Source organism: Rhizobium sp. KNZ2-6A (assembly GCF_056755475.1).
The window spans coordinates 142,587-154,745 of sequence record NZ_JBNDIC010000006.1 but is presented as its reverse complement, the minus strand read 5'-3'; the positions used below and the strand labels follow the sequence as shown (position 1 = coordinate 154,745).

Below are 12,159 nucleotides of genomic sequence, written 5' to 3'. Positions count from 1 at the left end.
TCTCCAGCAACGGAAAAAAGGGCGTAGGCATGATCCTTGGGGGTAGGGAAAACTGGCTTCGCGCCAAGGGCAGCAAGAACGAGAGCAAGGTGTCTTTCGTCGAGCTGTTTTTCGATCTGGTGTTTGTTTTCTCGATTTCGCAGCTTGCGCATTCGCTGGGCGCGCATTTCACGCCGCTCGGCGCGCTGGAAGCGGTCATGCTGATCTTCGCGGTCTGGTGGGTCTGGGTTTTCACGGCTTGGGTCACCAACTGGCTCGATCCGGGTCGCATGCCGGTGCGTATCATGCTGTTCACGCTCATGTTCGCCGGGCTTATCCTCTCTGCCGCGATCCCCGAGGCTTTCGGCGAGAAAGCCATCTATTTTGCCGGCGCCTATGTCTTCATGCAGGTCGGGCGCTCGCTGTTCACAGTCTATGCGCTCAAAAATGCGAGTGCCGCCAACCATCGCAATTTCCTGCGCATCACCAGCTGGCTTGTCCTTTCCGGCGTCTTTTGGATTTCCGGCGCGCTGATGGAGGGCGAGACACGGCTCGTAATCTGGCTGATCGCTCTCGTCATCGAGTATTCGGCGCCTGCGCTAGGCTTCCGGGTGCCCGGCCTCGGCAAATCCACCCCCGCGGACTGGGACGTATCGGGCGCACATATCGCTGAGCGCTGCGCGCTGTTCATCATCATCTGCCTTGGTGAGGCAGTCCTGCAGGCGGGCAAGATCTTTTCCGAACAAGCAGTCACGCCCCTGATCGTCGCTGTGTTCATTACCGCTTTCGTCGGTACGGTCGCCCTATGGTGGATCTATTTTCAGTTCGGCCACGAACGGGCGGCTCATCGCATCGAGCATGACGATACGCCGGGAAGCCTGGCCCGTCAGGCGTTTACCTATGCGCATATTCCCATCCTCGCCGGCATCATCCTCAGCGTTGTCGGCGACGAATTCCTGTTCGCGCATCCGCACGAGCCGGCCGATCTGCGCGCGGCTGCCGCCATCCTCGGTGGCCCGGCCGTGTTTTTGATCGGGAATCTGTGGTTCAAGGGTGCGACCACCGGCCGGCCGCCGCTGTCGCATATAGCGGGTCTCGTCGGATTGGCGCTGCTGCTCCTCACACTGCCGATGGTCGTGGTCTACCAACTCGGCATTCTCGCCACGGCCGTGCTCATCGTCGTGGCCATCTGGGAGTTCGCGTCTCTGAACCGCGTCGTCCCCTCGGCGCGATCGACCGGCGATCACTGATCGCCGGCGGCCTCCAGCGGCTGGCGCTCTTCCTCTATCAGGAGGCCGACGATCCGCTCCATATGCACCGCGATGGCCTCGCATTCTTCGATCGGCGCGTCTGAGAGCATTCGGTCGATGAGGGCGGTTTGTATGGTCATGGCTTCTCCCGTGACGCGCCGGCCTTCCTCGGTCAGATAGAGGCGCAGCACGCGCTTGTCCTGCTTGTCGCCGCGACGTTCGATCAGCCCGCGATTTTCCATCTGCGGCAGCAGCATGCTCATATTGGAGCGGCCGACCAGCAGCTTGCGGGCGAGTTCTTGCTGCGAAATCCCTTCGAAACGGAACAGGTTGACGAGAATGTCGAGATGCGGCGGCTTGATGTCGAGATGGACCAAGGCCCGTGCGAGCGATTGCTGCATCAGCTGGCAGGCGCGCGCGACGGCGATCCAGCTTCGAAAACGCGGATGGTCCCAGGGAAGGGGTTGATTTTTGTTCATCGTTGTACTTTATTGTTCATAGTTGAACATTATTGGATTCCCACTATGCCATCCTTTGTGCTGAAGGTCACCCGGTCGGGTCTGTCCGGCCTTGGAAGGCTGTCTCCACAGCTCGCCGGCAAGGCCGCATTCCGGCTTTTCTGCCTGACGCCCTCGCGCCGTCCACGCGGCGCCAAGGCCCGGGCGGCCCATATGGAGGGCAGGGAACGCCTTCTGACGGCGGAGCAGGTCATGCTGCCGTTTCCGGGCGGCCGCGCAATCGCCTATCGCTTCAATGGCGGAGCGAAAGGGCCGCGAAAGCGCTATCTCGTGGTGCACGGTTGGGGCTCCAGCAGCGAATACATGTCCGAGCTGACGGGGTTCCTTGCGGGCAGCGGCGCGGAAGTCATCTCGCTCGATCTTCCGGGTCACGGCCGCTCGGGTGGTCGGTTCCTGAACGTGCGTTTGGCCGTTTCCGCCATCGCTGCCGCGTTTAGCCGCTTCGGCGGCTTCGATGCGGCCATCGGGCACTCCTTCGGCGGCGCATCTCTGGCGCTGGCGTGCGCGGGTTTTCTGCCCGATGTCGACGCGGTTCATCCGGGCAAATTGGTATTGATCGGCGCGCCGAGCGCCATGGGGTGGCTTTTCAAGGATTTCGGGCGCTTGATGCGTCTTCGCCCCGCGGCGCAGGCTGCCTTGGAGGACGAGGTTCGCCGGGTGACGGGCAGGACGCTTGCCTCCTATGATCAGAAACGCGGCATGCTCGACCCAGCCCGGCCCGTCCTCGTCATTCATGCCGAGGACGACAAGGAGGTGGGTGCCGAACATGCACGCACCTATGCCGCCGAGGGGCCGCATGTACGCCTGTTATGGGCCAACGGCTTTGGACATCGCCGTATCGTCGCCGCCGCTCCGGTATTCGAGGCGATCGACGCTTTTCTGTCGGAGACCGTGGACGCGGAAAATTTACTCGAAAACGAAGACGGTACGGTGCTATCGTTCTACCGAATCCCGCAGCGTCGCTCCTCCTAGAGCCGGATGATTTTAGATCGAACCGACCTAAAATCTGAATCCGCTCTAGAATCAAAAAAGTAGAGCATGATGTCATCCGAAAACCGCTCACACTTTTCGGCATCACGCTCTAGCAGAACTTGCGCCGCGCGGACTTTGGGCAAGTCGTTAGAAAACCGCGAGGCAGCATGCGTATCGTCACGTCAGTCGAGGAATTAAAAGAGCTCTATGGTGATGCGGGCGAAGCGTCGATCACCAAGGTGACGAAGGTACTAACGCCGCTCTATCGCCAAATGATCGAAGCCTCTCCCTTCATGGCGCTGGCAACGGTGGGGCCGGAAGGGCTCGATTGCTCACCGCGCGGTGACTTGAGTGGTGTCGTGCGCGTCGCGGATGAAAAGACGCTGCATCTCCCGGATTGGCGCGGCAACAACCGCGTCGATTCGCTTGCGAATATCGTGCGCGATCCGCGCATCGCGTTGATGTTTCTGGTTCCGGGATCGAATACGACGATGCGGCTCAACGGCCGAGCGGTTGTTTCCATCGAGCCGGCCCTGCTGGACAATTTCGAGATGGATGGCAAGCATCCACGCAGTGTCGTCGTGATCACGATCGAGGAAGTGTATTTCCAGTGCGCGCGAGCGGTGATGCGGGCTGAGCTGTGGAATCCGGAGCGCTTCGCCGATCCATCCAGCCTGCCGAGCCCGGGCATGATGCTCAAGGCGGCGAAAGATGATTTCGATCAGGAAACCTATGATCGCGAAGCGCCGATGAGGGCTGTCAAGACACTCTGGTAAACCCAAGATGCTCTGTTAAGCAAAGCCGCCGGCCTGCATGGGAAGGCAGGGCCGGCGGTTGGTTGGCTGCGTTTCTAGTTCTTGTAGATGAGCCAACTTTTGGTGAAGTCCTTCTGCATGCCTTCCTGATAGATGCTGCTGCAGTTGCGGCCGGCATTCTTGGCACAATAGAGCGCCAGATCCGCCTTATTGTATAGTTCGCCGGAATCGACGGCTTCCGAGACCATGCAGGCGCCGAGCGACAGCGTAATCGGACCGTAGTCAACGCGTGTCCGCGAGTTTTTGAATGGCGTCGTCTCGAGCGTGCGGCGGATCCGCTCGCAGACCGCCGCGACTTCCTCGATATTGGTGGCTTCCAGAATGAGAGCGAATTCCTCCCCGCCGACACGGGCCACGAAAACGTCGCGCCGGACATTGGCGCGGATGATGGATGCGACCGTTGCCAGGATCTTGTCGCCGACCGGATGGCCGAACGTATCGTTGATCCGCTTGAAATGATCGATGTCGGCCAGCACCAGCGCCGTTGTCGGCCGGGTCAGCTGATTGTCGAAGATGGAGGCCAGGCGATCCTCGAAAGCGCGCCGATTGGCAAGCCGGGTCAGGGAATCGGTATTGGCAATGCGCTTGTATTCATCCAGCTCCTTGCGGACCTGATCCATTTCCTGGCTGCGCTGGACGACGTTCTCCACCGTTTTTTCGCCCTGCGCCATGGTGTCGCCGGTCGCCGTGGTCAGCATGTCGATAGCGCCGCGCAGCAGCTCGGCGCTGTTGTGGCTTCTGAAGCTTATGTTCTCACAGGTCTCGCCGAGCAGCCGGTTATAGCTCTGGAGCGAGGTCTGCTCCTGCCGCAATGCGCGCAGGACAGTATCGAGCCCGACGGTCAGGCGGGCATGTGCGTCATCGAAAACACGGCCGGCGTGATGCGGAAAATACTTGGCTCCGATGGCGTCCAGTTCCTCCTGGGTGGCGCTGTTGCCGAGTGCCGCCAATTCACGCGTGAGAGCGGGATTGGAGCCGATATAGGCTTCGTAGAAAAGCTCATAATTGCGCGGAATAGCTGCGATGCCCATGGATCGCATGGCATAGGTAATCTGCCCCGCCACGTCGGGATTATGCGCCCTTGGCGCAATCGCCGTACTCATCGTGAGCTCCGTAACATGTATTGGTTAAATCCCATTTTTAATTATACGAAGAATCTTTGAAAAAATATTAAGGGCTTGATAGTGGGAAATTGTCGGTGCGTAAAGTTTTATTCAAAAGTATTACAATTACAGTATGTTTTTACATACGAAGGCGCTGTCAGCGCCTTCGTTCGGGCCAGATAATAATAGGCCAGGATATTACCCCAGGTTGAGTTCCTGGAAGAAGTCGTTACCCTTGTCGTCGATGACGATGAAGGCTGGGAAATCCTCCACCTCGATCTTCCAGACAGCTTCCATGCCAAGTTCCGGATATTCCAGAACATCGACTTTTTTGATGCAATCCTGAGCGAGGCGGGCAGCCGGACCGCCGATCGAGCCGAGATAGAAACCGCCATGCGCCTTGCAGGCCTCGCGCACGGCGCGCGAGCGGTTGCCCTTGGCGAGCATCACCATGGAGCCGCCGAAGGACTGGAACTGGTCGACATAGCTGTCCATGCGGCCGGCCGTCGTCGGGCCGAAGGAGCCGGAGGCATAGCCGGCCGGCGTCTTCGCAGGCCCGGCGTAGTAGACCGGATGGTTCTTCAGATATTCGGGCATGCCTTCGCCCTTTTCCAGACGCTCGCGGATTTTTGCATGTGCCAGGTCGCGCGCCACGATGATCGTACCGGTCAGCGACAGGCGTGTCTTGACCGGATGCTGCGACAGCTCGGCCAGAATATCCGCCATCGGCCTGTTGAGATCGATGCGCACCATCGATTCCGAAAGCTTGGCTTCGTCGATGTCAGGCATGTACTTGGACGGATCGGTCTCAAGCTGCTCGATGAAAATGCCGTCGCGCGTGATTTTGCCCTTGGCCTGGCGGTCGGCGGAGCAGGAAACGCCGAGGCCGATCGGCAGCGAGGCGCCGTGGCGGGGCAGGCGGATGACGCGTACGTCGTGACAGAAATACTTGCCGCCGAACTGGGCGCCGACGCCGAGGCTCTGCGTCAGCTTATGGATTTCCTTCTCCATTTCGATATCCCGGAAGGCATGCCCGCTTTCGGAGCCTTCCGTGGGAAGACAGTCCAGATACCGCGTCGAGGCGAGTTTGACCGTTTTGAGGTTCATTTCGGCCGAGGTGCCGCCGATGACGATGGCGAGATGGTAGGGGGGGCAGGCGGCCGTGCCGAGCGTCAGGATCTTTTCTTTCAGGAAATCCAGCATGCGGTCATGTGTCAGAAGCGACGGCGTGCCCTGATAGAGGAAGGTCTTGTTGGCCGAGCCGCCGCCCTTAGCGACGAAGAGGAATTCGTAGGCGTCTGTGCCTTCCTCATAGATGTCGATCTGTGCCGGCAGATTGTTCTTGGTGTTCTTTTCTTCGAACATCTTGATAGGCGCGAGCTGCGAATAGCGCAGGTTCTTCTTCTCATAGGCGTCGAGCACGCCCTTGGCGAGTGCTGCGCTGTCGCCGCCTTCGGTCCAGACGCGGCGGCCCTTCTTGCCCATGATGATGGCGGTGCCTGTGTCCTGGCACATCGGAAGCACGCCGCCGGCGGCGATATTGGCGTTCTTCAAGAGGTCATAGGCCACGAAACGATCGTTGTCGGTCGCCTCCGGGTCTTCGAGAATGGAAGCGAGCTGCTTCAGGTGGCCGGGGCGCAGCAGGTGGTTGATATCGGCGAAAGCCGTCTCGGCAAGCAGACGGATACCCTCGGGATCGACGGTCAGGATTTCCTGGCCCTTGAAGGTGTCGACGGAGACGTAATCGCCGGAAAGCTTGCGATAGGGAGTGGCGTCATCGCCGAGAGGAAACAGATCGTCAGCCATTTGGGAAACCTTTCAAGCCGGATGGCGGGGAAGATGTTTGGAAACGATCTAAATCCGGCTGGGTCCAAATGCAATTGTTTGGCTGCTGTGTCGAAGTCTCAAAATGGAAGTTTGTTGACAGGGTATGCGCGGGTTGGGCGGGTCTTTTGATGCTGAAATCTTGTGCCCGGCCCCTCACTCTAGCCCTCTCCTCGCTCATGCGGGGAGAGGAGACCTGTTCTGTGTTTGCGGCACCTACTAAGGCTGCTGATCTTGCATGATCGACTCCCTCTCCCCGCAATGCGGGGAGAGGGTTGGGGTGAGGGGCCATGCACACGGCTGCAACATCGGAGGACATGCCCGGACGATCACCGTCCAGTGATATTACTTCGGCCCGATCATGGTCTCCGGCCGGACGATGGCGTCATATTCTTCCGAGGAGACCAGTCCGCTTGCCAGCGCTTCTTCCTTCAGGGTCGTGCCATTCTTGTGGGCCGTTTTGGCGATCTTGGCGGCATTGTCGTAGCCGATCTTCGGGGCAAGCGCCGTCACCAGCATCAATGAGCGTTCGAGGCCGGCCTTGATGTTGTCCTCGCGCGCCTCAATGCCGACGACGCAATTGTCCGTGAAGGAGACGGCGGCGTCGCCGAGCAACTGTACCGACTGCAGAAAGTTGTAGGCCATTATCGGATTATAGACGTTGAGCTCGAAGTGGCCCTGGCTGCCGGCAAAGGTGAGAGCGGCGTTATTGCCGAAGACGTGAATGCAGACCTGCGTCAGTGCCTCGCATTGGGTCGGATTGACCTTGCCCGGCATGATCGATGAGCCCGGTTCGTTTTCCGGCAGCGCCAGTTCGCCGAGGCCCGAGCGCGGGCCTGAGCCGAGCAGGCGGATGTCGTTGGCGATCTTGAAGAGGGCTGCCGCCGCCGCATTGATGGCGCCGTGGCTGAAGACCATCGAATCATGGGCGGCCAGCGCTTCGAATTTGTTCGGCGCGGTGACGAAGGGCAGGCCGGTGATCTCGGCGATTTCGTCTGCGACCTTTTCGGCAAAGCCGATCGGCGCATTGAGGCCCGTTCCGACAGCCGTGCCGCCCTGGGCGAGTTCGTAAAGGCCTGGCAGCGTCAGCTCGATCCGCTTGATCGAGGAGGCGACCTGGGCGGCATAGCCGGAAAACTCCTGGCCGAGCGTCAGCGGCGTCGCATCCTGCGTATGGGTGCGGCCGATCTTGATGATGTGGGCGAAGTCGGCGACCTTCTTTTCCAGGGCCGCATGCAGGTGCCTGAGCGCTGGCAGCAGATGATGGACGATCTGCTCGGCGCAGGCGACGTGCATGGCCGTCGGATAGGTGTCGTTCGACGACTGGCTCATGTTGACGTGATCGTTCGGATGTACCGGCTTTTTCGAGCCCATGACCCCGCCGAGCATCTCGATCGCGCGGTTGGAGATCACCTCATTTGCATTCATGTTCGACTGCGTGCCCGAGCCGGTCTGCCAGACGACGAGCGGAAAATGGTCGTTGAGCTTGCCGTCGATGACTTCCTGCGCGGCAGCGACGATGGTCCTGCCGAGCGTCTGGTCGAGCTGGCCGAGCTCCATGTTGGCCCGCGCCGCCGCCTGCTTGACGATGCCGAGAGCGCGGACGACCGATAGTGGCTGCTTTTCCCAGCCGATCTTGAAATTGCCGAGCGAGCGCTGCGCCTGCGCGCCCCAATAACGGTCGCTGGCAACCTCGATCGGGCCGAATGTATCGGTTTCGGTGCGGGTGGACGTCATGTTGCTGGTCCTGCTTTCCATTGAGACGGATAGCAGCATATAGGCACGAACGGCGCCTATGAAAACATCAAAGCGCTATTTCATGACTATAATAGTCATATTTTTCTGCTGCTCCGGCGTGCTCTTTTTAACACGCTCTCCATATATTCGCAGAATTGCATTTTCCGATGCTTAAAAAGCATGGGAAATTTCAATAAAAGATTAACCAATAATTTCATAATTTTGTGTGAACTGAACCGCGGAAGACGCCGCTGCTTCGTAACGTGAAGTTGAGGCATTGAACGAAAGGCGGGTCTCGCCGTTTTCATTCTAGTGGGTATACGATGTCTCAGGACATCGCGGCCGAGTTGAAAACAGCCCGCCAGGCTCGAAGTTAGCGCACGATACAGGGACCCGATTAGAGAATGAAACTTGCCATCAAAGCCACAGCATCCGTCCTGGCTCTTTCCTGTTGCCTTTCCTCCATCGGCGTAACCTCCGCGAATGCGATGACCCTCATGGATTTCATTCGTGGCGGTCAGGGACGCCAGCAGAGCACGCAGGTTTCGGCGCCGGTTCCCGTCAATCCGATGCAGTCGCTGAATCCCGATCAGCCGCCGCGGGTAAAGCAGCCGCTGCCGACGGTCGATGCGCCGAAGTATTATACTTACAAGACAGATGCGATGCGTCTGGTTTCGACCGCGCATTTTGCCGATCCGATGGTGACCGGCGCGGTCGCCGACGCCTCTCCGGCGCCGGTCGCGGTCGATACCGAGGTTTCGCAGCGTCGGTATCTTTCTGACGCGCGCGTCATGGCGACGAATGATATCGCCAAGGCGATCGAATCCTATTACGCCGATCAGAGCAAACCGCTTCTCTGGGTTGCCGATCACGTTGTCAGCGACAAGGCGAAGGCCGCGATGGCGGCTCTTGCCGATGCCGGTTCCGTCGGTCTCGATCCCGCCGACTATGCCGTGACGCTGCCCGGCGACAATGCTGCAAATGCCGACCCGGTGCTGCGTGATCGGGCTCTCATGCAGTTCGAGCTTACGCTCTCCAGCAAGGTGCTGATGTTCGTCCAGGATACGATCCGCGGCCGTCTCGACCCGAACAAGCTCTCCGGCTATCACGACTTCAAGCGCAAGGACGTCAACCTGACGGCAATGCTCGACGTGTTGCGCGCCAGCCCGGACGTTGCCGCCTATCTCAACAGCCGCAGCCCGTCTAACCAGCAGTTCCAGTTGTTGAAGACGGAACTGGCAAAGCTGCGCGCCGAATCGGGAGCGGACGGCAGTCACATTTCCATTTCCCTGACCGGTATCCTGAAGCCGGGCGGCAGCTCGCCGGAAATGGCCAATATCGTCAAGGCGATCGAGCATCGCGGATCGGAAGCGCTGAAGAAGGCGCATGCCGATCTTTTCGCCGCCTATCTGGGTACGCCCGATTATACGCCCGAACTCGTGTCGCTGGTCGAAGACTTCCAGAGGGAAAAGGGGCTGACCGCTGACGGCGTGATCGGTTCTTCCTCCGTCCGGGCCATGGTCGGCGAGAACAACGATACGAAGATCCAGAAGCTGGTCGTTGCCATGGAGCAGCTGCGCTGGCTGCCGGCCGAACTTGGGCCGCGCTACGTCTTCATCAACCAGCCGGCGTTCATGGTCTATTACTACAACAATAGCCACGAACAGCTGTCGATGCGCGTCGTCGTCGGCAGCAAACAGCACCAGACCTTCTTCTTCGAAAATCAGGTGCAGACGGTGGAGTTCAATCCTTTCTGGGGTGTTCCGCAGTCGATCATCATCAACGAGATGCTGCCGAAGCTGCGTTCGGATCCGAACTATCTCGACCGCATGGGCTATCAGGTCGAAGTCGGCGGTCAGGCAGTCGCGTCGTCGAGCGTCGACTGGTACGGCTCGACGAAGAGCATCTCGGTTCGCCAGCCGCCGAGCAGCGATAACGCGCTGGGCGAGCTGAAGATCCTCTTCCCGAATTCGCACGCGATCTATATGCACGACACGCCGCAGAAGAGCTTCTTCAAGAAAGACATGCGCGCACTCAGTCATGGCTGCGTTCGCCTTGCCGATCCGCGCGCGATGGCAGCCGCCGTGCTGAACACCACGGTCGACGACGTCGCCAAGCAGATCGCAACCGGCCAGAACAAGGGCGTTCCGGTGCCGCAGAAATTCCCGATCTACATCGCCTACTTCACCGCCTGGCCGAACAAGGACGGCGTCGTGCAGTATTTCAACGACGTCTACGATCGCGACGCGGCAACGCTGAAGGCGCTCGATGCCACGACAAAGGCGCGTACGGCTCAGATCTGAGTTCAGCTCGATCCCTGAACTAAAAAAGGGCGGCCGATGTGCCGCCCTTTTTTGTTGGAGAGATCGAATATCTCAGGCTGCGAGCAATCCCTCGACTAGTTCCGGCGTGAGTTCGTCGTAGTGGTAGATGATGCGGTTCGGTCCAAGCGTTTCGATGCCGACATCGGAGTAGCCGAAGGGGACGGCGATTGAGGGCACGCCGGCGTTGCGGGCGACGAGAATGTCGTTGACGCTGTCGCCGATCATGATCGTGCGGGCGATGTCGCCGCCGGCGCGCTCGACGGTGCCGATCAGATGTTCTGCATGCGGCTTGCGCACGGTGAAGGTGTCACCGCCGGTGATGGCCTCGAAATATTGGGTCAGTTCGAGGCGGTCGAGAAGCGTGCGCGCAAGCGATTCCATCTTGTTGGTGCAGACGGCCAGCTTGCAGCCGTTGTTCCTCAGCGTCGTGAGCGCGGTCAGGAGCCCGGGATAGGGTTGCGTGACGCCGGGCATCGTCTCGGAATAATGGGTTATGAAGCGCTGCAGCAGAGCCGGCAATTCTTCGGAGGCCAGTGCATAGCCGTGCAGTTTGCAGGCCCGCTCGATCATCACCTGCGCTCCATTGCCGACGAGATGCGTCACGTCGTCGTAGCTGACCGGCGGAAGCTCGAGCGCGGCAATCGTATGGTTGAGACTGACGATGAGGTCCGCATGCGTGTCCAGCAGCGTGCCGTCGAGATCGAATACGACAAGGGGAGATTTCACCAGGAATCGGCCTTTGCAGAGAAAAGAGTACGTCTTTCGGAGTTAAAAGATCGCGCGGGCAATTGCAACCGAAGCACCCCGGAAGCCCCCGTGAAGAGGGGGCGGGGATTTCTATATCATGCCGTTATTTTGGCTTTCGTTTGGCTGGAGAGCCGTGTAAACAGCAGACCAACGTAACAATGGGAGCAGGTGGCGCATGGACGCCCGCCAGATGAAGATTGAGGCTGCGAGAGCCGCGCTCGCTCATGTCGAGAGCGGCATGCGGCTCGGGATCGGCACCGGCACCACGGCGGAGGAATTCGTTCGTCTGCTCGCCGAAAAGGTCGCGGCCGGCCTCTCGATCCAGAGCGTTCCGACGTCCGAAAGGACGGCCAAGCTCTGCAACGAACTCGGCGTGCCGCTAAAATCGCTGGACGAGCTTCCGGAACTTGATCTGACCATCGACGGCGCCGACGAGCTGGATGGCGCGCTGACGCTGATCAAGGGCGGCGGCGGTGCGCTGCTGCGCGAGAAGATCGTTGCCGCCTCGTCTGCCCGCATGATCGTCATCGCGGATCAAAGCAAGGTCGTCGAGACGCTCGGAGCCTACCCGCTGCCGATCGAGGTCAATCCCTTCGGTCTCGTTTCCACTCGCATCCTCATCGAAAGGGCGGCCTCGCGTCTTGGGCTCTCGGGCGCGCTCAACATGCGCGGCTCCGACGACAGCCTCTTTGTCACCGACGGTGGGCATTATATCGTCGATGCATCTTTCGGCCGTATTCCTGATGCAGAGGCGCTGTCGAGCGAGCTCTATTCGATTCCCGGCGTTGTCGAACACGGGCTCTTTATCCATATGGCGACATTAGCGATTATTGCCGGCCCTGCCGGTGCGCGTACGTTGCAGGCGAACAATACATAGGAGCACTCATCTC

Annotated in this window: 10 protein-coding genes; 5 read left to right on the top strand and 5 right to left on the bottom strand. The window is 59.7% G+C overall.

Annotated features, from left to right (window positions below; translation table 11 throughout):
* Positions 1–29 precede the first annotated feature (29 nt).
* Entirely contained in the window at positions 30–1,229 is a 1,200-nt protein-coding gene (locus tag ACPYOP_RS06845) for a low temperature requirement protein A (RefSeq protein WP_481409635.1), read from the top strand.
* On the opposite strand, the gene ACPYOP_RS06840 is transcribed toward ACPYOP_RS06845, so the two are convergent.
* Positions 1,223–1,708, bottom strand: coding sequence for a MarR family winged helix-turn-helix transcriptional regulator (locus ACPYOP_RS06840; protein WP_481409634.1), 486 nt, complete (start codon positions 1,706–1,708; stop codon positions 1,223–1,225). The two genes, ACPYOP_RS06845 and ACPYOP_RS06840, sit on opposite strands and share 7 nt — an antisense overlap.
* Positions 1,709–1,753: 45 nt before the next feature.
* On the opposite strand from ACPYOP_RS06840, the gene ACPYOP_RS06835 reads away from it, so the two are divergent.
* Both ACPYOP_RS06835 and ACPYOP_RS06830 read left to right on the top strand, forming a co-directional pair.
* Positions 1,754–2,719 (top strand): alpha/beta hydrolase, encoded by a 966-nt coding sequence (locus ACPYOP_RS06835; protein WP_481409633.1) that lies wholly within the window; start codon positions 1,754–1,756, stop codon positions 2,717–2,719.
* Positions 2,720–2,886: 167 nt separating this feature from the next.
* Positions 2,887–3,495 carry a pyridoxamine 5'-phosphate oxidase family protein gene (locus tag ACPYOP_RS06830; RefSeq protein WP_481409632.1) on the top strand — a complete coding sequence of 203 codons (609 nt, stop codon included), beginning with the start codon at positions 2,887–2,889 and terminating at the stop codon, positions 3,493–3,495.
* A gap of 74 nt (positions 3,496–3,569) precedes the next feature.
* Here the strand turns inward: ACPYOP_RS06830 and ACPYOP_RS06825 are convergent, their stop codons facing one another.
* The 3 genes from ACPYOP_RS06825 to fumC form a co-directional block, all read right to left on the bottom strand.
* Positions 3,570–4,637 carry a GGDEF domain-containing protein gene (locus ACPYOP_RS06825; RefSeq protein WP_481409631.1) on the bottom strand — a complete coding sequence of 356 codons (1,068 nt, stop codon included), beginning with the start codon at positions 4,635–4,637 and terminating at the stop codon, positions 3,570–3,572.
* 198 nt (positions 4,638–4,835) lie between these two features.
* Positions 4,836–6,443, bottom strand: coding sequence for a fumarate hydratase (locus ACPYOP_RS06820; protein WP_481409630.1), 1,608 nt, complete (start codon positions 6,441–6,443; stop codon positions 4,836–4,838).
* 363 nt (positions 6,444–6,806) lie between these two features.
* Entirely contained in the window at positions 6,807–8,198 is a 1,392-nt protein-coding gene (gene fumC, locus ACPYOP_RS06815; protein ID WP_481409629.1) for a class II fumarate hydratase, read from the bottom strand.
* 404 nt (positions 8,199–8,602) lie between these two features.
* On the opposite strand from fumC, the gene ACPYOP_RS06810 reads away from it, so the two are divergent.
* Entirely contained in the window at positions 8,603–10,501 is a 1,899-nt protein-coding gene (locus ACPYOP_RS06810) for a L,D-transpeptidase family protein (protein ID WP_481409628.1), read from the top strand.
* 72 nt (positions 10,502–10,573) lie between these two features.
* Here the strand turns inward: ACPYOP_RS06810 and ACPYOP_RS06805 are convergent, their stop codons facing one another.
* On the bottom strand, positions 10,574–11,248 hold the full coding sequence (locus tag ACPYOP_RS06805; RefSeq protein WP_481409627.1) for an HAD family hydrolase: 675 nt from the start codon (positions 11,246–11,248) through the stop codon (positions 10,574–10,576).
* 196 nt (positions 11,249–11,444) lie between these two features.
* Here ACPYOP_RS06805 and rpiA point away from each other — a divergent pair, with 196 nt between their 5' ends.
* Positions 11,445–12,146 (top strand): ribose-5-phosphate isomerase RpiA, encoded by a 702-nt coding sequence (gene rpiA, locus ACPYOP_RS06800; protein WP_481409626.1) that lies wholly within the window; start codon positions 11,445–11,447, stop codon positions 12,144–12,146.
* Positions 12,147–12,159: the final 13 nt, after the last annotated feature.